We start from the raw sequence: 19,973 nt of genomic DNA, 5'->3' as shown, positions 1-19,973 counted from the left end.
GCGCCACGGCGGTGGCCAGCGGCGGCAGAGACCGGTAAATGGCGATCAGCCGGTCGTACTTTTCGTGTTCACCATTCGCGATGCCTCCTCGAGCCCCGGTGTCACGCGGGCGCGCGGTGCTTCAGGAACCTCATGCATCGATGTGGCAGCCCGTGACGCGGATCCACGCTCCAGCGGCAGGGACGAACGGATCTTGTCGAGCATGCTGAGCTGCGCAGCAGTAGGCTCCGTTTCCTGAACGCGTCTGTCGGCCAAAAGCTTTTCAGCCAGCTCAAGGAGTTTCTCGCGGTCTTTCGGGTCTTCCAGCAAATGCGGCAGCGTGGCGAGCGCCTGCTCCGGCTCGTAACGCACGATGATTTCCTGCTCACCGCGCACGCGCCTCCACTGGTCGCCGGGAAGTTGGGGCAAATACGCGGCATAGTCCTTCGCGAGTTCGTGGCGCAGGACAAGCCGCGCAAGCGGGAGCGGCTCGCCACGGCGCGCGAGCAGGCAAGCGGCGCGAGCAAGCGCTTCCGTATAGCCGCCCTCGGTCATCGACGCCAACGCGTCCTTCACAAAAGACAGGTCGCGCGGAGCCCCTGCTGCCTCGATGGGCTTCGCTTGCGCCTCTTCGCCCTGTTCGATGACGAACATGTTGCCGTAGAACGAAAAGAAGGCGCTCTCCGTCATGGCGTCGCGCATCGCGCGATAGAAGTCGAGCGATGCACTGATCATTGCCGATCCACAGTGCTCGAACTCCTTCAACGGCGTTTCCTCATGGGTTTGCGCGAGGCGTTTTGCCCTGACCGCCTCTGCGGTCGGCCCGAGCCACTCGAGCCACGGATTCATGTCCGAAAACGCCCAGCGTTGCGCGCGCAGTGGATGAAACTGCCGCTGCAGGTTCGCCGTCGTTTCGTTCGACATCGCCCTTATCCAGGGCTGCAGGAATAGCTCGTACGCGCGCTGATTGAACTCCGATACGCGCTTGACGGCCTCGAACGGATGTTCGTCGGTACGCTCGAACCGGTTCAGACGCTCGACGATCTCCTCGAGCCGATATTCCCGGAACGACACGTCATATTCAGTCTTTCCGTTCTCGCCCCGGCGCTCGGCGATCTCCATACCGTAAAGACCGGGCGGGAAGGATTCGATCGCTTCGAGTACGGACGTGATCTGCTGGTGTTCCTTCTTCGCCACTTTGCCCGAGACGAAGATGCCGAGATGGCCGATGCTCCGGTGCACGAGTCCGACGATCACCTGACCGCGCGCCTTGATCTCCTCAGTGCTTCCGTAGATGTCGGCGACCCAGTTGAATGCTTGTTGGGGCGGCGTGATGTTGTCGCCAAGCGATGCGAACAGAATGATCGGCGACTTGATGTCTCGCAGGTCGAACGCCGCTCCGTCGAGTCCGCGAACCTCGCCCGACCAGAGTTTGTTACCAACGAACAGGTTGCGCGTGATCCACTCGATCTCCTCGCGGTTCATCAGGTAATAGCCGCCCCACCAGCGCTCGAAATCGAGGAAGCGCGGCGGTTCGGTATCGATGTTGTCGAGCAGATGATAGTACTTGTCCCACAGGCTGTTGGCGGGATTGAGGTTCTCGAAGTTCTGCACGAGATGAGCGCCGTCGAACTTGCCATTGCCAAGATCCGCGGTCAGCGACGCGAGCCACGTGCCGCCGAGCATGCCGCCGGAGTAGCGCATGGGATTGTCGCCCTCCCCTTCGCTCCACGCGCCGCTCCAGTAGGACATCGGAGCGCCATTGATGACGAGCGGCCCGGTGTGGTCGGGGTCGGAACTCGCCACCATCATGGCAGCCCAACCGCCCTGGCAGTTTCCGACGATCGCCGGTTTCGGGCTGTCCGGGTGCAGTTCACGCACCTTCCTTATGAATTGCTCTTCTGCCGCGCAGACGTCGAGCAGCGTCTGCCCGGGTTCGGGGTCGCGAAAGAAAATGACGAAATATACGTAGTGGCCAGCCCTGAGTGCCACCCCGGCCTGCGAGTCGTCCTTGAAACCGCCTATGCCGGGGCCGTGGCCCGCGCGCGGGTCGATGATCACATAAGGACGCTTGCTAACGTCGATGACGACTCCCTCAGGAGGCAGCAGGCGAACGAGCGCATAGTTGACCGGCCGCGGTAGCTTCCGGCCGTCGACGATGAGTTCGTGTTCGAAATGCAGGACGGGTTGAAGACCTTGGCGCGCCTGGTCGACGAACGCATTGCCACGCTGACGCAAGGTATCCCAGAAGAGGACGGAACGCTCAACGAGATCCGTTGCGTAGCGGTACCCAGCCAGGGGGTCAAGCGCAGTGGTCCAAGCGGGACTGCCCGAGACTGGCTTGCCGTCGTCGCGGAGTCGTCCCGCCGCATCAGCCAACCGCTGATTGAATTGGGTTTGCGCGACTTCCGATCGTTTTGCGAGAAGCCGGGCAACCTTGCGTCCGATTTCCTGGCTACGTGCATATTGATTCGCTACGTCAGTCATTGCATCACCTTCTGGTCCGCGAACGAGTGAGAGAGGACACGTCCGCCGTCTCGAGGGTCTGTTCGGACGCAGACGTCTACGACTCGTGCATGCAGCGTCATGCTGAGCGAGTCGCTTTGCGTAACAGGGAATTGTCCCAATCTAATTTTGTGGTGAACGAGTCTCGATACAGAGCGACGACGGGGAAGTCGGGACGTCTTGCGTAGAACGACGATTGAATGAAAGGAATGCTTACGAATATATGGCAAGTAACGCTTGTAGCGTTCAATGTTGTCATGGGTATCCCTCAACACACTGGCAGACGTGTGTGACAGATTCGTTACAGGGTTCCGCCAGGCTGGCCGGTTCGGCAACGTTGTCGATGCGCTTTCCTGTGACGATTCGGTTCGCATGAACCGCATCGTGCAGCCTCTCGCGTGGTTTCTCTATAGGACCATCGGCCCATATCCAGCTGAGCGGTTTGTGCAGGGTCGGCATCGTGTAGACAGCACGCTCCTTTCGCACAGTTAGCGCCGCGCCGCGTCGCAATGGGGGCTTGTGCCTGGTCGGACCACTGGGGACGCTGGTTTGCGGCGCTTGGACACACCGTTCGTCGCATTCCGGCCGAATGCGTCAAGTCGTTCAGCGATCGCCTCGGCATCGGCCGCATCGTTTTTGCCGCCGCTCGGTCGTCAAGTCGCCACCGCGCACGCATGAAACCGCGGACGGTCAGCCCGACGATTTCGAGGCCGATCTGAACGCGCTCGAGCAGGTCGGCTCCGACGCGCCTTGATGGCCCGCACTACCGAAGCTCATCTGCTTTCCGGCCTGAAGGCTGACGTTACGGCTGATAAGACGAATCGACGATCGTCCACAGCGCAGCTTTCGGCTTCAGGTTCGCATCGAAGGGCAACGGCAGGTTGTTGCGCGGCACCGGCGTCGACGTCAGCCACGTATGCTTGTCCGAATACCCCCAGAATGTCACCGCCTTGATGCTCGGCTCCTGCTCGAACAGAGCGAACACCGCACGATATCGCTCGGCTTGCGCGCGCATGATGTCGTTCGGCACAGGATGGCCGAGGTCCGGCACACATGCATGCGGATTGCTCCAGCATTCGCCCGGATCGGTATAGAGACTCACATCGAGCTCGGTCACCTGGTTTTCGAGGCCGAGCGCGGCGACGTCGTCGAACGCCTGCTTGATGTTCGGCAGCGGCGGCCAGTTCACGCTGATATGCATCTGATGCCCAACCCCGTCGATCGGCACGCCCTGAGCGCGGAGATCGCGGATCACCGCGAGCAGCTTCGCGCGCTTGCGCGGATCGTCAGTGTTGTACTCGTTGATATAGAGCTTCACGTTCGGGTCCGCCGCGCGCGCCGCGCGGAAAGCGATCGCGATGTAGTCCTTGCCTAGCGCGCGATACCACGGACTGTCTTCGCGATACACCTGATGCGGGTCGTCGCTGATCACTTCGTTGACCACGTCCCATGCATAGACCTTGCCACGGAAGTGTGTGACGACGTCCGTTACATATCGATCGAGCCGCTTCGCCACGATGTCGTGATAGTAAGGGTCTTTTGGATCGCCGGCGAAGAACCAGGCCGGCGCTTCGGTCCAGTCGCCCGCCTTGAAGTGCCAAACGAGCGTATGGCCGCGCACCGCGATGCCGTGCGCCTGAGCAAACGCGACGATCTGATCGGCCGGCTCGAAGTTGTACTGGCCTTCCGCGACGCCGATCGTGCCCGGCTTCATCTTGTTCTCGGCGGTGAGGCTCGAGAACTGTGCGGCGATGAGCGCCGCGTCGGCGGGACTGTCGATCGAATCGGGTTCGATCGCCGCGCCGACCCTGAAGTGCGCGGCCATCACACTGCGCAGTGGCGGCAGCGCTTCAGCGGGCGCCGCGGCGAGCGGCGGCCCGTCCTGGGCAGCCACCGTCTGGTTGTTCGCGCAGCCCGCGGTCCATGCGAGCGTGCAAACGGCCACGACTGCGCAAAGCATGCGCATCGAAGTCCTCAAAGGACGCATTGCCGGTCTCCTTGTGATGTGACGCTCGTCCTGGTGTATTCTAACCACTCGTAACGTTATCGGTAACAACGCGGATGTTAGGGAGCGCCCCTCGGACCGGCTATGAGGGATTTACCTGAGGTATGAACGAGGCGATGCAAGGTGAATGAGTGTCGAGTCGATCGGGAAAGCCGAAGCCCTTCAGCGCGCGGCGATTCGGTTTGATGTCAATCTGCGCTCAACGAGCCTCCATCTGGGGAGAGCCGGTTGTCCACCGCGGCGACACAGCACCGACATCGCACTCTGTTTGGCACGCGCGACATGTTCCCGCTCTGGCACCCATCCCACCAGCGTGATCTGTCCTGAGTGAGCAAAGACAGACACGTGTGACATCCCGACGCCGCTGCGCGCCTCCGCGACGCGCACGGCATGGGCAAGCTGCTGGTCAGTGGTTTGCCCATCACCCTGGGCACGGGCTGCCACTGCCCGTGGGTGGCAAAGATTTATGTAGAACGGCAGACACTCGGATACTTCTGTTCCGAATGGCGCGATCAACGCGAACAGACTCCGGTTTGCCCTTGAGGGCAATCCGGTTGCCCCTTCTACCGATAGCGAAACCGGGTTACCGATTCGATACTGGATGCCGGTACGTGGCTTGCGTGGCGCACGGCGATCGAACCTGCAACGCGCCCCGAATTGCTCGACTCCCGCCAATTCCGCCGACCCAGCGCAACGCCCTGACTGACATGGTCCATCCATCCCCTGAAGCGGTCAACGATACGCGCGCCTGCGCTCCGCCGACCTGCCCACCGTGCATGGTTCTTATCCCGGGCGGCACCTTCGTCATGGGGTCGGATGCGCACTACCCGGAGGAAGCCCCTGCACACAAGGTCCGCGTGCGCGGCTTCTGGATGGATCCGCATGCGGTGACGAACGCCGAATTCAAGCGATTCGCCGACGTCACCGGCTACCTCACCTCCGCCGAGCGCCCGGCCAACCCCGACGACTATCCGGGCGCGCTGCCCGAGCTGCTGGCGCCCTCCTCGGTGATGTTCGCCAAACCGCGGCAGCGCGTGGACTTGCGTAATCACTACAACTGGTGGGTCTATACGCGGGGAGCGGACTGGCGGCATCCACGCGGCCCGGCCAGTTCGCTCGAAGGGCTTTGGGATCATCCTGTGGTGCACGTCTCCTACGCAGACGCGGCAGCGTATGCAAACTGGGCGGGCAAGGAACTGCCAACCGAAGCGGAATGGGAATTCGCCGCACGAGGCGGGCTGGAGGGCGCGGAGTTCGTCTGGGGCGACGCGTTCACCCCTCAAGGCAAGCAGATGGCAAACACGTGGCAAGGCGAGTTTCCGTGGCAGAACCTGCTGGAAGACGGTTATGAGTGGACCGCGCCAGTCGGTTCGTTTCCGCCCAACGGATACGGGCTTTACGACATGGCCGGCAACGTGTGGGAGTGGACGAGCGACTGGTACCAGGACCACGGGAAGATTGTGAGGGCATGCTGCACGCTGGACAATCCGCGCGGCGGGACCGTCGAGGCGAGCGTCGATCCCCGCGCGGCACAGGTCAAGATTCCGCGCAAGGTGATGAAGGGCGGCTCGTACCTGTGCGCGCCGAACTACTGCAGGCGTTATCGGCCTGCCGCCAGAATGGCGCAGCCTGTCGATACGTCCACGTGTCACGTTGGCTTTCGTTGCGTAGTCCGCGATAGCGCTTCCGGTTGAATCAGACAGGAGAACTGACCTCTCGCAATCCCGTCGACGACGGGGTCCAGAGGAGATCCGCTACCGTCTACGGTAGCTCTACACAAAGGAGTGTTCCATGGCGGGCAAGAAGAAACCCAACTTCCTGATCCTCTGGGGCGACGACATCGGTCAGTCCAATCTCAGCATTTTCACGAAGGGGCTGATGGGCTACCGCACACCTAACATCGACAGCATTGGAGAGGAAGGCATGGTGTTCACCGACTACTACGGTGAGCAGAGTTGCACGGCGGGCCGCGCCTCGTTCATCACGGGACAGTGCGGCTTGCGCACGGGACTGACCAAGGTCGGCTTGCCCGGCGCGGCACTCGGCATGCGCGCCGAGGATCCGAATATTCCGGAACTGCTCAAGGACCTTGGCTACAGCACCGGGCAATTCGGCAAGAACCATTTCGGCGACCGCGACGAACATCTTCCGACGATGCACGGCTTCGACGAGTTCTTCGGCAACCTCTATCACCTCAACGCCGAGGAAGAGCCGGAACTGCCCGATTACCCCGATCCCAATGAGTTTCCCGATTTCCGCAAGAAGTACGGCCCGCGCGGCGTGCTTCACTGCTGGTCCGACGGCAAAGGCGGCCAGAAGATCGACAACACCGGCCCGCTCACCAAGGAGCGGATGAAAACCGTCGACACCGAATTTCTCGCGGCCGCGAAGGCGTTCATCCAGAAGGCGCATAAGGAGGACAAGCCGTTCTTCCTCTGGTTCAACACCTCGCACATGCACTTTCGCACGCATATCGAGGACCGCATCCGCGGCCAGGCGGGGCGCTGGCAGTCCGAGTACCACGACTGCATGATCGAGCACGACAAGCATATCGGCGAGATGCTCGCGCTGCTCGACGAACTGGGCATTACGGACAACACGATGGTCATGTACAGCACCGACAACGGTCCGCACATGAACTCCTGGCCCGATGCCGGCATGACGCCGTTTCGCAACGAGAAGAACTCCAACTGGGAAGGCGCATACCGCGTGCCTTGCCTGGTGCGTTGGCCTGGGGTGATCGAGCCTGGCACAGTGTGCAACGAGATCGTGAGCCATCTCGACTGGCTGCCCACCATCGTCGATGCAGCGGGCAATCCGGACGTAAAAGAAGAGCTGAAGAAGGGCCTCAAGGCCAACGGCAAGGACTTCAAGGTGCATCTCGACGGCTTCAGCCTGATGCCCTACTTTACCGGCAAGGCTAAAAAACCGGACCGCAAGGGCTTCTTCTATTTCACCGACGACGGCGACCTCGCGTGCCTGCGCTTCGACAACTGGAAAGTCGTCTTCATGGAGCAGCGCACGACCGGCACATTGAGGATATGGGCCGAGCCGCTCGTGACCCTGCGCGTGCCGAAGATATTCAACCTGCGCACCGACCCTTACGAGCGAGCCGACATCACATCCAACACCTACTACGACTGGCTGCTCGATCACACCTTCATACTCGTGCCGGCACAGGCCGGGGTCGCCGAATTCCTGCAGACGTTCAAGGCATACCCGCCGCGACAGAAAGCGGCCAGCTTCGGCGTGGACCAGGTGATCGAGAAGATGATAGACGCCGCCGGCGGTGGGCATCGATAGTCGCTCTTCGCCGAACGTTTCCGGCAGCGAGGCTCGGGCGTTGTCCCTCTCGATGATCGCCCGAGCCCGACACTGGCACGAAACGTCATGAACGCCAAAGCCCTGATTCTCCTTGCGCTCCAGATCGCGATCGCGGGTACTGTGTTCGCATACGGTCTCCGGGCAAGCTATAGCGACCTGCTCTACATCGTCAACCGGCCCGGATTATTGCTGCGCTCGCTCATCGCGATGCTGGTAATCACGCCACTCATGGTGGTCGCGTGCGTGTACTTTCTGGACTTGCCTCAGCCTACAGCCGTGGTGTTGCTGGCGCTGTCCGTCTCTCCCGTTCCGCCTCTGCTGCCACAAAAGGAAAGGAAAGCGGGCGGGGCCATCGCGCCTTATGGGTTGGGCCTGCTCGTCGTGCTTGCGCTCGTTTCGATCATCACGGTGCCGCTTTCGATCGCCGTGTTCGATTGGCTTTTTGCCCAGCCGTTCGCGGTGGGGCTCACGGCGATCATCATCATCCTGTTGAAGATGATCTTCGCGCCGCTGGCTGCGGGGATACTGTTCTCGAAACTGATGCCGCGCGTCGGCCTGCGCCTGCTCAGGCCGTTGCGCCTTGTGGCCGCGACCCTTCTGGCCATTGGCGTCGCGGCCCTGCTGGCCGGTAGCTGGCACGCAGTCTGGTCGACAACCAGCCAGTCGACGGTCGTGGCCATCGTCGCGTTCGTTCTGGCCGGTTTCGTCGTCGGCCATTTGCTTGGTGGCCCGAAGCCGGAGCACGCTACGGTGCTAGCGCTCGCGACAGCCTCCCGGCATCCGGCCATCGCGCTGGCCATTGCATCGGCAAACTATCCCGGCGAGCCGTTCGCGCCTACGCTGATCCTCTATCTGCTCGTGTGCACGTTAATGGCCATTCCCTATGTGAAATGGCGACGAAGTCGTAGTGCCGTGTACGCCCGCACGTCCTGAAGGAATGACCATGCCCCCCGCTCGCGGCCGCGACCCGATGGCTTTGCCCACGGATGCCGACTCGCCCGCCATACCCGACGAGGGCACGCTGCAGACGCGGGCGCGCACCTCACTCGCAATCGAGCGCACCTTTCTCGCCGCTGAACGCACGCTGATGGCGTGGCTGCGCACCTCGCTGTCGATGATCAGCTTCGGCTTCACATTGGCCAAATTCTTCGAGTACGTGGAGAGCCAGCGCGGCTCGCCGATTGTCGGCCGGTTCGGCGCAACCTGGTCGCCGCGGACGGTGGGAACGGCCATGGTGGTAATCGGGACCGTGGCCCTGCTGATTGCAGTGGTCCAGCATAAGCGCCGCGTCAACGCGCTGCGCCGCGAGGGCCTCGTGCCGCAATGGAATCTCGCTTACTGGGTGGCGATTGCCGTCGCGGTGCTTGGCACATTCGCACTCGGTTCGCTCGTGCTCGATTGATCTGCACCCACGGCGGCGAGGTCGCACTTCGATCACGCAGCGACGTTTGCAGGTAATTCCGCCAAACGTCGCTGCTGATCGACGAAAGTCAGACGCGGAAATCCGCCGCCATGTCTTCGTCGCTGCGCGCCTCGAGTTTTCCCGAGCGGCATGCGTCCATGAACGCCTTGTAATCGGTCTCGTTCTGGGCAGCGTAGCCCAGCGAATACTCGGTCAGCGCTTCGGCGAGACGTTCGCCACTGCCGAGATAGGCCGCGATCTCGACGGCCTTTCCGCCCGCCTTGGCATGAGCACGGGCGAGCGCCCAACCGCACAGGCGTGCGTAGCCTTGCAGCACGGTACTGCTCATGCGCTCCAGTTCCACCGACACCTTCATGTCTCGCAGTTGCCGAAAATAAAAGTTCCTGCCAGCAGGCCCTGAGGTCCAGCCCAGGAACGAGTCGCTCGCCGCCTGCAGCAGTCGTTGCCCCACCACTACGCGCTGGCCCTGGTGCTCGAGGCCTGGCGCCTCGTAATATCGGGCGATCACCGAACCGCGTGCCTCCTTGACCTGCAGGAACAGCGGCTTGCCGTGGCCGTCCACGAACAACATGACCAGGCAGAACGTGCCGACACTCCCTACCCCCACCACCTTGAACGCGATGTCGTGAAGTTCGTATTGATCGATCAGCATGCGCCGATCGGTCGAAAGTGTGCTCAGGTATTCGTCGAACGCCGCGGCAAGCTTGCCTTTCCACGCTTCGGTGTCGGACCAGTTTTTGTCCTTGCCAAGCAGCGAGTTCGGCCCAGTGGGATGAAACAGCGCGGGAGGCGCGTCCTGAATCGTCCAGCGGCCGTCGCGCTGCGTCGCCATCTTGGCGAGCACGCTTTCGTGCGTTCGCGTCGTCGCCTTCTTGCTCGTCTTGGCGATGAGCGCGCGCCCTTCGTCGGTCGCTGCGGTCTCCATCATGCGTTCGAAGGAGATGATCTCGTGCCACAAATCCAGTGTGCTGTACTCCGAGTATTCGCGCATACGTTCGGTGTACTCGTGAACCGCGGCCCAGACAAACTCGCCGATGGGGCCGCGCCCTAATCCCATGTGCTCGCCAGCGATCGCGAAGCTCGCGACCAGCCGCTTCAAGTCCCATTCCCATGGTCCATTCGCAACCTCATCGAAGTCGTTGAGATCGAACACCAGTTGCCGCTCCGGCGTCGCGAAGCCGCCGAAGTTCATGAGGTGTGCGTCGCCGCATATGGGAAAAGCGATACCGGAGTTGACTGTACCGGCGAGATCGTGGGCCTGGATGATTGCGCTGCCACGATAAAACGTGAAGGGAGAGAGGGACATGCGGCCATAGCGTAACGGGACAAGCGCTTCGACCCGTCCCGCGCTGTTCGCCCGAAGCAGTTCGACCGGGTCACGTTCGGTGTTGCCGATCTCCGCGTGCTGGGACCGCTTTGCACGTTCGCGCGCCTGACGTCCTGCCGCTTGTCTTTCAGCCAAAGTTTGCGTGCCCGCCATGTGCCCACCTCGTCTTGGGTAAGTTTCTTGTTGCGCGTTCAGCCGAACCCACTCAGTCTAGCATTGAGTCGTTCGTTGTACTGCCCTGATTGCTGGCAAAGCATTCGTCATCTTGGTCCAGTGTACGTTCACAAACGTCGCGTTTTCATTCTGCCTGGCACTACCGGATCGAAGCCCTGACGCCGCATGCGGAAACTGGCCACGTTCTTTCCGTCGGGTTACGGAATTGCCGCATGGATCGCATTGCCCCAACAGGCAATGTTATTGCCCCAAGCACCTATAGCTGCAATCGGGAGACTCTGCGAAAAGTCTTGCTAGAGGTCATTGGCGACCTCGCAGGCCAACTTTGCCTGAAACTCCCCCCAAGAACGGAGACGATCATGTCTGAACCGGACGACGCGACAAAGGCAAGCGGACGCAGAGCATTCCTTAAGAATGTGGCGGTGGCCGGTGTGGCCACAACGCTCCCCGGCGCGGTAGGCGAGGCGCTGGCGCAAGCCGGTTCCAGCGCAACCCCGACGACGGGTGCGTCGAAGCCGGCTACGGCCGCAACGATCGCGGTGAACAAGCAATACGCCGACTTCCTTTCCTTTGAAGATGCGCAGGACTTCGAAGACGCCAAACGCGGGCTGGTCGCAACGCTCCCCGAACCCGTCATCATCAAGCAACCCAACGGCACCCCGGCGTGGGACCTTCAGCAGTTTGCGTTCGTGAGCGGCGGCCCGGAGAACAACTCGCCGCCGACGGTCAACCCGAGCCTCTGGCGTAATGCCAAGCTCAACATGAATCATGGTCTCTTCACGGTGGTCGACGGTATCTGGCAGGTGCGCGGCTACGATCTCTCCGTCATGAGCATCATTCGCGGCGATCACGGTTACATCGTGGTCGACCCGTTCATTACGACCGACGTGTCCTCAGCGGTCTGGAAGCAACTCGTCATTCCACATCTTGGCGACAAGCCGATCACGCACGTCATCTATACACACAGCCACGTGGATCACTACGGCGGTGTACGCGGGCTCGTCAGCGACGACGACCTGAAGTCCGGGAAAGTTCAGATCGTGGCGCCCGCCGGCTTCACCGAAGCGGCAGTGGGCGAGAACATCATCGCCGGGAACGCGATGGGGCGCCGCGCCAGCTACATGTACGGCTCACTGTTGCCGCGCAGCCCTACGGGAATCGTCGACGGTGGCCTTGGCAAGACGACTTCAGTCGGCACGATCACGTTGGCCGTGCCCTCCATGTTCGCTGAAAAGACCGGGCAGAAGTTGACGCTGGATGGCGTGGAACTCGTGGTGCTGATGGCACCGGAATCGGAGGCGCCTTCGGAGTTCATGTTCTACCTGCCGAAGTACAAAGCGTTCTGCGCCGCGGAAGACGCCACCCACACGCTTCACAATCTGTACACGCTGCGAGGCGCCAAGGTTCGCGATGCTCTCCTCTGGTCGAAATACTTGCAGTCGTCGCTCGACATGTTCGGCGATGACATGCAGGTGGTTTTCGCATCGCACTACTGGCCGACGTGGGGCAACGATCGCGTCGTCGCCTTCCTGCGCGCGCAACGCGACATGTACCGCTACATGCACGACCAGGTGCTACGCATGGCCAACAAGGGCATGACGCCCCTGGAGATCGGCGAGGCGATCCGGCTGCCCGACAGCCTTGCGAAGCACTGGTTTTGCCGAGGCTACTACGGCACGGTCTATCACGACGCCGTTGCGCAGTACAACCTGCGCCTCGGTTTCTTCGACGGCGTACCGGCGAATCTGCACCGGCTCCCGCCGACCGAGGCTGGCAAGCGTTATGTGGAGTTCATGGGTGGCTCGGCCGCTGTCCTCAGCAAGGCGCACGGGTATTTCAACAAGGGCGACTACCGATGGGTCGCGGAAGTCGTGAATCACGTCGTGTTCGCAGAGCCGCAAAACACGGCGGCAAAGCAGCTCCTCGCCGATACCTACGAGCAACTGGGCTACCAGTCCGAATCGGCGTCATGGCGCAACTTCTATCTGACCGGCGCCATGGAACTGCGCAAAGGCATTCAGCAACTACCCGCCCCGCAGCCGCAAAGCCCGGACACAATCCAGGCCATGCCGCTCGACATGTTCCTCGACTACCTCGGCATCCGGCTCAACGGCGATCGCGCGGCCGGAAAAACGGCCGAGTTCAATCTCAATCTGACCGACACGAAGGAGAACTACGTGCTTGGCGTCGAAAACAGCGCACTGCACTATTCGAGGAACAAGAACTCAAAAGCGGCCGATGCGACAGTCACGATGACACGGGCCAACCTCAACGCGATCATGATGGGCAAGACCAACATGCAGAAGCTCGTCATGGCTGGCGACGTGAAGGTCGACGGCAACAGCCAGAAACTCGGTGACTTCGTTTCGTGGCTCGACACCTTCGACTTCTGGTTCAACATCGTTACGCCGTGAGGGCCCGCCATGTGTGCAGTCTGTGAATTCAAGATCGAATTCGGCATCAGCCACCCGCTCGCGCTGAGCGTGGCCGTTGCAACGCGAAAGGCGATCGAGGCGAATTTGATCGAAGCGATCGATGTCGATGACGGCGCGCTCGCCGCGGCGCGAAAGCGCATGGCGGCGGTCGAGGCGTTGAACCTGCTGCAGGCGCGCATTGAAGGTACGCACTCGGAAGAGCGTCTTCTGGACTTGCCGGACTTCTTTGTCCTGCTTATCGAAAACGATACCTGGGGCTTTTTCCACGCCACCACGGAAGGCTTCGATCCGGACATTGTTCCGGAAATCCCCGACGTGACGACCACGGAAGAGGCGAAACGCAGCAATATCGTCGTCATGTCCGAGTCCGCGTTGCGTGGCTGGCTAGCCGGTCGATTCGACGTTGAACACGCGTTGCACGAAGCGCTTTTCGTGGTTGACGGTCCACAGAACCACGCTGACGCACTGACGCAGATGTTCTACGCCACGGAGCTTGCCAGCGTCGCGCACTGACGCTTTCGGCGCGGCTGTCTTAGGGTCGCGGTTGGCCCGAAACAGTCGCAATCCTATTTACTCGCCGAAAACCACTTCTGGTAAATCTGTTCGTACGTGCCGTCCTCGTACATCGCAAGCAAGGTTTCGTTGATGGTCTTGCGCAACGGGCTGCCGTTCGCGACAGCGATCCCATACTTTGCCGGCATGAATATCGGGCCAACTACGGCAAGTGACCCGTTGCCGAGCCGGCCCGCCCAATACTGCAGCGTTGGCGCATCGTAGACGATGGCCTGCACGTCGCCGCGCATCAGCATCTTGAAGCCGTCGGCGGCACTGTCGATGTTCACGAACGGCAAACCACGCTCGGCGAGGTACTGTGCGGCGACCGTGCCCGGCGCCGTGCCGATCGTCTTGCCTGGAAGATCGTCCGGACCGCGAATGTTCGACTGCAACCGCGCCACCGTCTGGAATGATGTCACGGTCGCCGTGAACTGCGCGATCAGCACCACGCCGATCAGCCACATCGCGGGTACCAGCACCCTTTTCCATAGTCCGGCGCTTTCGCGCTCGCCATGCTCGCCTGTCGCGATGATCAGCATGGTCACCCAGAGCCCTTCGCCGACAGCGCGCAGCCAGGGCTTCTGGAAGTTGGGATCACTGCGGCGCTCCATCAGCCATACGAGATTGGCGAGAATGAAGATGATCACGACGGAGGCAGCGAGGAACTGTCCGAGGGCGAGCCAGGGAACCGAACGAAGCGACGCGACAAACGAGTTGTCGCTTTGCGCGCGCACCATGATCTGCAAGCCGGAATCGAAATACGGCAGCGAGAAGTCGACGAGCTTTTCGCGTTCCGGTGTCATCGTGATGGCAGCGATGGCGATGTCCGCATCGCCACGCTGAACGGCGCTCAGCAGCTCAGGCTGCTTCGCGACGCGATCCCATCTGAAATCGACATGCATGCGACGCGCGATCTCATACCAGATGTCGATGCTGAAGCCGACCGGTGTCGCCGACTCCGGCAGCACGAACGGGGCGACCGGGGCAATCGCCACTCGCAGCGTGCCGCTTGTCCGGGCACTCGCACTCGCAGGCGCGGCCTCGGCTGCCTGAGGAGACTGTGCGGACTCGGCGGCAGCGCCATAGGTTGCAGGCGCAATCAGGACCAGGCAGAGCGTGAACAGCCACCAGACCGGCTTCTTCATGGCGTCCCTCCAGCGGCGACTTTGGGCCGTTGCGGCGATGAGATCCAGTATATGGACCGTACACCTTTTCTGGGTAGCGGTGCGTTCGTGGCAATGACCGCTACCGCTCAGAAGCTGAGCGCGAGACCGAGCGAAGCGCCCGTTACGTCCTTGCCGAACGCGTAGCGGGCCACCATGCGCAAACGCGAGAAGAGCTTGGTGACCGCGCCGGTGTCAATTTCGATCCCTGCGCCGAGCGACGTAAGCTGATTGAAGCCGAGGATCATGCTCAGCGACGGGTCGCCAGTGGCGCCGTTGCGAATGCCGAGCGTGCTTGCGGAAAGGTCCGGCGTGACGGTGAGGGGCAGCAATGCAAGAACGGCGTTCGCACGCTTTTGTACGTCCGACCGGTAAATTTGGGGGCGGACGAAGTCTGCGCCGTTGCCACCGTTGGATTGAGCAACTGACTGGCTGCCAAAAGCCAGGCGCCGAAAGCATGTGCGGCCGTCTCGCGCCTGCGGCGCACGCATGAACGCCGGAACATCATGCTTTCCCCATTCAACAAGCCTCTGGCAGACGAGACAGCTTCATACGTTCGCACTCCGGAATGGTTGCATTGTCGAAAATTACAGACTGCATTGCAGCACTTTCCGCTCACGTGCCCGAATCGAGTGGTCCTTAGCGCGCAATTTAGCGGCGCATCCAGCGAAAATAAAGGCTTGAACTCCAGATTGCACCAAAGGGCAATCCGATTGCCCGAACTCCCTATCGCTTCAGTGCGGTGCCTGAGCAACACTCGATCTGGCATAGCGCCATGCTGCTGCACGATGGCGCGCCAACGGATTGCCTGGCCGAACGCAAACCCGTTGGAACCGGATTGCACAATGGGAAGCCTCCGCCGATTCACACGCGAGCGTAAGCGCCGACGGGCCACGCTCAAGGAAAGGACGACATGATTTTGCGCAGCCGGAAGACCTCGTCAGCAGGAGCGCTGCCGTGCGCGGCAGTTGCTTGCGCCCTGCTCCTCTCCCTACCCACCGCCTTCGCCGCGAACCTCGAGTTTCTGCACGACACACCGCTGAGCTACATGACGCAAAAAGACATCGACTCGGTCAAGCGAGCGGCCATTACTGCATTGAACTCGAAAAGCGACGGCGAGTCGGCGCATTGGACCAATGAAGGCTTGGGCAATGGCGTGAAGATCGACGCCACACTGACACCTCACGACACCACGAAGACCGGCGATCGGACTTGCCGCGTCGTCGACGTGGTCCTGAACGCGAAGGGGCAATCGCTCAATCTGCATCCGCGCTATTGCCGAACAGGCAGAGCGCAATGGCAACTGCAGAAAAAGAACTGATGTCCCGGCAAACTCGCGCCGCGCGCCGGCGCTGATCGCTCGTTGGCGGCCACTGCCTCCGGCAAGCCGCGGGAGAGCCGCTCAAGACAGCGTCCGCTGGCTCCCGGTATCCGCTGTGGACTGAACGGACGCCGCCACGTGCGGCGCGCCATCCGTGGGCGCGTGCGCGGCGGCAGCGCGCGAACGCACAACGGGAAGCCACACGGCGAAGCGCGTACCGCCGCCTTCGCGCAACGTCGCCGTCACGCGCCCGTGGTGCGCCTCGACGATCGAGCGGACGATCGTGAGCCCAAGGCCCATGCCGTGCGGCTTGGTGGTGTAGAACGGCTCGAAGAGGCGCTGCCCGGAGTCGCTCGAAAAACCGCAACCGCGGTCCTCGATCGCGAGTTCGACTCCGAGTGCAACCGGCTGGGTGGCGAGAGAAAGAACGCTGCGCTCCGGTGCAACCTCTTCCATGGCATCCATGGCGTTGATCGCGAGATTGAGCAATACCTGCTGCAACTGAACGGGGTCGCCCATGACTTCGCAGCCGCCCGCGGCAAACGCGGCCTCGACGCGGATGCCGCGTCGCCGTGCCTCGGGCTCGATCAACGAGAGCGACTGTTGCAGTGTTTCGTCGACGCGAACGAGGCTGGTCTCCAGGCTCTGCTTCTGCAGCAACGCTCGCAAGCGGCGGATCACATCGTTGGCGCGCAGGGCGTCGCGTCGCACGTCCGCCATGATCTCCCGCAGTTCGTCGATATCGATCCGCTTCGACTTGATGAGCAGATCGGCCGCATCCGCGTTGCTCAGGATCGCGCTGAGCGGCTGTCCCACCTCGTGCGCGATCGACGCACTCAGTTCGCCAACGGTCGCAAAACGTGCGGCGCGCGCCAGTTCACCGCGCCGCGCGAGCGCTTCGGCTTCCGCCAGGTGGCGCTTTCGCCGCTGCGCCAGCAGCGCGATGATCGTGAGCAACTGGGCAACGAGCACGGCCAGCGCCGTCAACACGGTGCCCCGGTACTCCCGATAGATCGACGGCGGCCAATCGATCAACTGGCAGCCTGGCGGCAATCGGTCCGCGGAAAGGCCAAAGCGCTCTAGCTGCGTGACATTCGCCGTGCAACGCGGCTCAAGCGCAGGAAACGTGAGGCCGTCGACATTCCCGCCGCGACGCAGAATTTCCACCGCCGCCAGTCCCGTCTCGCGCCCGTTTTCCGCGAAGTCGTAGACATCGCCGGCGGTCGCGCCGTTCTCGACGTAGCTCGAGTACCAGCCATAAACGGGCGCGTGCGACGCCCGCACTATCGGCTCCACCAGTTGGTAGGGAAAATAGCGGTGTCCGTCCCTGTCGCGGTATGCGGTCGTGTAGAGCACTGCGGTGTCGCTATCGAGACCGGCGAGCCGCCGTTGCAGTTCGGCGAGCGGCAGCCCCTCCCATCGTTCCACCTGGCTCCAGCGCCCCGCCCTTTCGCCAGCGGCTTTCACGGCGCGGTCCGTGAGCGCGACATCGTAATCCGCCACACCGCCCACGACGACAAGGCGCTGGGCATGGGGTTGCAGGCGTTCGATGATCTTGAACGTCGCCTCGATGTCGATCTGAAACGGCACTACGGCATACCCTTGCGGTAGATGCACCTTGCGCAACCATTCAGCCGGGACGCTGGAGATCAGGACGGGCGCACCGGGCCAGATGTCGGCACCGTGTTTCAGCGCGAAAGACGCGGCCCGATCGCCGATCCCGATGACAAGGTCGATATGCTGGCGAGCATACTTCTTGCGCAACAGCGCGAGAAACTCGGCTGTCAATTCCTCGTTGTCGAAACGGAATCCGTCGATCGCATCGAGAAAGACTTCGGCGCGCTGTGAAGAGAAGTCGTCGAGTACGCTGCGCACCGCGCGAATCTGCACGAGTGCGGCAGGCTGGATGGGGTCCGTGCCGGTGAGCAGCACGACGCGCGGCATTTCCGTTGCGACGGCGCCCGAGGCCGCAAACAGCAATAGCAGAAAGTATCTGCGGATCAGGTCGCCGATATTTCCGGTGTGATCTAATGGCCTCCCAGCTCTCCCTGCGCACTCGCCGTGGTTGCGGTGCTCAATAAAAGAGCGGTTCAGTCGCCGCGCATATTCCATGGTCAATTCAATGTCGACCCGCCTCGCTCATCGGGATGTTTTCAATTATTTGTTTGCTATCAACTTGATAAATTGACCACACAGGAATGCCAACCATTTAGTCATATGAAGTGCCGAGAATGCTAAATATCCGGAATAACCCAATCGCGATGGCATTCTTTCAAAGGATGGGTATCGATCGCCAAACTGCAAAACTTCAATCACCTGAAATTGCAGGTGCAATTCGTCCCCTATGGGCTGCTATGCGGGCAGACTGACCATCGATTCGGTGCGGCGCAGCAACTCGGCGAGTGACGTCGCTCCCACCTTGCGCATCAGGTCGGCGCGACACGACTTGATCGTACGTTCGGACAATCCGAGCTCCGCAGCAATCTGCTTGTTCCGCAGCCCGGCGGCAATGCCGCGCAGCACAACCTGTTCCCGATCCGCTAGCTGAACCGAGGCTGGGTGCTGCACGCTCGCCTGCAACGTGCAGGCGTTCAACGCCGCGCCGATCGCGTCGAACAGCGCTTGCCGCTCGAACGGCTTGAGCAGGAAATCGACAGCACCCGCCTTCATCGCTTTCACGGTGCGCGGCACGTCGCTGTAGGCGCTCATGAACACGATGGGCAAAGCCCGCGAGTCGCGAAGCAACGCCTGCTGCAGTTCCAGGCCGCTCGGGCCGCCGAGTTCGAGGTCCAGCAGAATGCAGCCGGGACGATTGTCCCGGGCGCTCACCAGAAAATCGCCGGCGGATGCATAAACGCGCGCCTCGAATCCGGCGCTCTTTAGAAGCCGCGATAATGCGGTTCGCATTGCTGCGTCGTCGTCGATAATGTGAATCACCGTCTGTTCAGGATCAATCACGCTTTTCTCCGTCGTTCAAAGTGCGACGCGGCGATATTCCAGGTCCCAGCACTGGCCACAACGGCCTATCGACGCAACTGACTACTTGAATGCGTCTGAGTTATATTGGGTTATAGCAATTTTTTACAAACCTTGCACGATTGAAGCCACACCTGTTTTTTGCGAACTCATGCGGAAATTTTGACTAATGAGCGATTATTGCTATTTATGATCGGTATTATTTCCCCGTACATTCCGGGGAATAATCCGCAGTGGGCCAGCTTCCCTATGAAGGCGGGAAGAGGGATTACCGATAGGGCAATATCACGCCCCGAAATCCCAAATCACGCGCTTGCAGTCGCCTTGAAAATCGCCTCGACCAGCGCCGCACCAGGGAATGGCTTGGTCAAGAGCGCGTGCGCACCGGTGCCTACGATGGCGCCGCGCGTGCGCGCGCCGTCGTAAGCCGACATGAACACCGCGGGCGGGCGCGGCGCATGCAGCGTATCGTAGAACGCTGGCCCCGATATGCCCGGCAGTTGAACGTCGATGACAAGGCAGCGCGCCGTAGAGGCGAATTCGAATAAATTGGCATCTTCTGCACTACGAAACGATCGGGTGCGAAAGCCCGAATACCGCAGCAGCCGCTCGAGCGCGCGCCGCAAGCCGGCATCGTCCTCCACTATCACGATCATCTGCCGCTTCACGTTCATACGACACCCACTTCACCAGTACATCGAGTCTTGTATAGACGCGCGCGCAACGCCATAGAGTCGAGGCAGACGGGCTTCACCTTGCGCGCAGCAGCAGAGATGCAGGGAAGGC

Annotated in this window: 15 protein-coding genes; 7 read left to right on the top strand and 8 right to left on the bottom strand. The window is 61.5% G+C overall.

The genetic code is table 11. The features are described 5' to 3' along the window. Positions 1–45: 45 nt before the first annotated feature. Together JMY28_RS26270 and JMY28_RS26265 are read right to left on the bottom strand one after the other, a co-directional pair. A complete protein-coding gene (locus JMY28_RS26270) occupies positions 46–2,466 on the bottom strand; it encodes a DUF3141 domain-containing protein (RefSeq protein ID WP_201698807.1) in 2,421 nt (806 codons plus the stop codon). A gap of 820 nt (positions 2,467–3,286) precedes the next feature. Continuing rightward, a complete protein-coding gene (locus JMY28_RS26265; protein WP_236597047.1) occupies positions 3,287–4,471 on the bottom strand; it encodes an endo-1,4-beta-xylanase in 1,185 nt (394 codons plus the stop codon). A gap of 794 nt (positions 4,472–5,265) precedes the next feature. Between JMY28_RS26265 and JMY28_RS26260 the strand changes: the two genes are divergently transcribed. The 4 genes from JMY28_RS26260 to JMY28_RS26245 all read left to right on the top strand — a co-directional run bounded on the left by JMY28_RS26260 (position 5,266) and on the right by JMY28_RS26245 (position 9,215). Then, positions 5,266–6,183 carry a formylglycine-generating enzyme family protein gene (locus JMY28_RS26260; RefSeq protein ID WP_201698806.1) on the top strand — a complete coding sequence of 306 codons (918 nt, stop codon included), beginning with the start codon at positions 5,266–5,268 and terminating at the stop codon, positions 6,181–6,183. Positions 6,184–6,280: 97 nt separating this feature from the next. Continuing rightward, positions 6,281–7,792 carry an arylsulfatase gene (locus JMY28_RS26255; RefSeq protein WP_201698805.1) on the top strand — a complete coding sequence of 504 codons (1,512 nt, stop codon included), beginning with the start codon at positions 6,281–6,283 and terminating at the stop codon, positions 7,790–7,792. Between the two features lie 87 nt (positions 7,793–7,879). Next, positions 7,880–8,746, top strand: a complete 867-nt coding sequence (locus JMY28_RS26250; RefSeq protein ID WP_201698804.1) for a hypothetical protein — start codon at positions 7,880–7,882, stop codon at positions 8,744–8,746. Between the two features lie 10 nt (positions 8,747–8,756). Further along, entirely contained in the window at positions 8,757–9,215 is a 459-nt protein-coding gene (locus JMY28_RS26245; protein WP_201698803.1) for a YidH family protein, read from the top strand. Between the two features lie 88 nt (positions 9,216–9,303). On the opposite strand, the gene JMY28_RS26240 is transcribed toward JMY28_RS26245, so the two are convergent. Further along, positions 9,304–10,716 carry a DUF2252 domain-containing protein gene (locus JMY28_RS26240; RefSeq protein ID WP_201698802.1) on the bottom strand — a complete coding sequence of 471 codons (1,413 nt, stop codon included), beginning with the start codon at positions 10,714–10,716 and terminating at the stop codon, positions 9,304–9,306. Between the two features lie 380 nt (positions 10,717–11,096). Between JMY28_RS26240 and JMY28_RS26235 the strand changes: the two genes are divergently transcribed. Continuing rightward, positions 11,097–13,151 carry an alkyl/aryl-sulfatase gene (locus JMY28_RS26235; RefSeq protein ID WP_201698801.1) on the top strand — a complete coding sequence of 685 codons (2,055 nt, stop codon included), beginning with the start codon at positions 11,097–11,099 and terminating at the stop codon, positions 13,149–13,151. Positions 13,152–13,160: 9 nt separating this feature from the next. Then, positions 13,161–13,685, top strand: coding sequence for a hypothetical protein (locus JMY28_RS26230; RefSeq protein ID WP_201698800.1), 525 nt, complete (start codon positions 13,161–13,163; stop codon positions 13,683–13,685). Positions 13,686–13,738: 53 nt separating this feature from the next. On the opposite strand, the gene JMY28_RS26225 is transcribed toward JMY28_RS26230, so the two are convergent. Continuing rightward, a complete protein-coding gene (locus JMY28_RS26225; protein ID WP_201698799.1) occupies positions 13,739–14,872 on the bottom strand; it encodes a transporter substrate-binding domain-containing protein in 1,134 nt (377 codons plus the stop codon). Positions 14,873–14,979: 107 nt separating this feature from the next. Beyond that, positions 14,980–15,222 (bottom strand): hypothetical protein, encoded by a 243-nt coding sequence (locus tag JMY28_RS26220; RefSeq protein ID WP_201698798.1) that lies wholly within the window; start codon positions 15,220–15,222, stop codon positions 14,980–14,982. 581 nt (positions 15,223–15,803) lie between these two features. Between JMY28_RS26220 and JMY28_RS26215 the strand changes: the two genes are divergently transcribed. After that, entirely contained in the window at positions 15,804–16,211 is a 408-nt protein-coding gene (locus JMY28_RS26215) for a hypothetical protein (protein WP_201698797.1), read from the top strand. Between the two features lie 81 nt (positions 16,212–16,292). Here the strand turns inward: JMY28_RS26215 and JMY28_RS26210 are convergent, their stop codons facing one another. From JMY28_RS26210 to JMY28_RS26200, 3 genes are all read right to left on the bottom strand, one after another. After that, positions 16,293–18,155 (bottom strand): sensor histidine kinase, encoded by a 1,863-nt coding sequence (locus JMY28_RS26210; RefSeq protein ID WP_201698796.1) that lies wholly within the window; start codon positions 18,153–18,155, stop codon positions 16,293–16,295. Positions 18,156–18,563: 408 nt separating this feature from the next. Then, entirely contained in the window at positions 18,564–19,148 is a 585-nt protein-coding gene (locus JMY28_RS26205) for a response regulator transcription factor (RefSeq protein ID WP_268960662.1), read from the bottom strand. A gap of 344 nt (positions 19,149–19,492) precedes the next feature. Beyond that, on the bottom strand, positions 19,493–19,861 hold the full coding sequence (locus JMY28_RS26200; RefSeq protein ID WP_201698794.1) for a response regulator: 369 nt from the start codon (positions 19,859–19,861) through the stop codon (positions 19,493–19,495). Positions 19,862–19,973: the final 112 nt, after the last annotated feature.

Source organism: Paraburkholderia hiiakae (assembly GCF_904848665.1).
Classification (GTDB): Bacteria; Pseudomonadota; Gammaproteobacteria; order Burkholderiales; family Burkholderiaceae; genus Paraburkholderia; species Paraburkholderia hiiakae.
This window is presented reverse-complemented; position numbering and strand designations above follow the sequence as displayed.

Coding starts and splice junctions, on each gene's coding strand:
- JMY28_RS26270 (WP_201698807.1), bottom strand. CDS start 2,466: ATGACTGACGTAGCGAATCAATATGCACGTAGCCAGGAAATCGGACGC.
- JMY28_RS26265 (WP_236597047.1), bottom strand. CDS start 4,471: ATGCGTCCTTTGAGGACTTCGATGCGCATGCTTTGCGCAGTCGTGGCC.
- JMY28_RS26260 (WP_201698806.1), top strand. CDS start 5,266: ATGGTTCTTATCCCGGGCGGCACCTTCGTCATGGGGTCGGATGCGCAC.
- JMY28_RS26255 (WP_201698805.1), top strand. CDS start 6,281: ATGGCGGGCAAGAAGAAACCCAACTTCCTGATCCTCTGGGGCGACGAC.
- JMY28_RS26250 (WP_201698804.1), top strand. CDS start 7,880: ATGAACGCCAAAGCCCTGATTCTCCTTGCGCTCCAGATCGCGATCGCG.
- JMY28_RS26245 (WP_201698803.1), top strand. CDS start 8,757: ATGCCCCCCGCTCGCGGCCGCGACCCGATGGCTTTGCCCACGGATGCC.
- JMY28_RS26240 (WP_201698802.1), bottom strand. CDS start 10,716: ATGGCGGGCACGCAAACTTTGGCTGAAAGACAAGCGGCAGGACGTCAG.
- JMY28_RS26235 (WP_201698801.1), top strand. CDS start 11,097: ATGTCTGAACCGGACGACGCGACAAAGGCAAGCGGACGCAGAGCATTC.
- JMY28_RS26230 (WP_201698800.1), top strand. CDS start 13,161: ATGTGTGCAGTCTGTGAATTCAAGATCGAATTCGGCATCAGCCACCCG.
- JMY28_RS26225 (WP_201698799.1), bottom strand. CDS start 14,872: ATGAAGAAGCCGGTCTGGTGGCTGTTCACGCTCTGCCTGGTCCTGATT.
- JMY28_RS26215 (WP_201698797.1), top strand. CDS start 15,804: ATGATTTTGCGCAGCCGGAAGACCTCGTCAGCAGGAGCGCTGCCGTGC.
- JMY28_RS26210 (WP_201698796.1), bottom strand. CDS start 18,155: ATGCCGCGCGTCGTGCTGCTCACCGGCACGGACCCCATCCAGCCTGCC.
- JMY28_RS26200 (WP_201698794.1), bottom strand. CDS start 19,861: ATGAACGTGAAGCGGCAGATGATCGTGATAGTGGAGGACGATGCCGGC.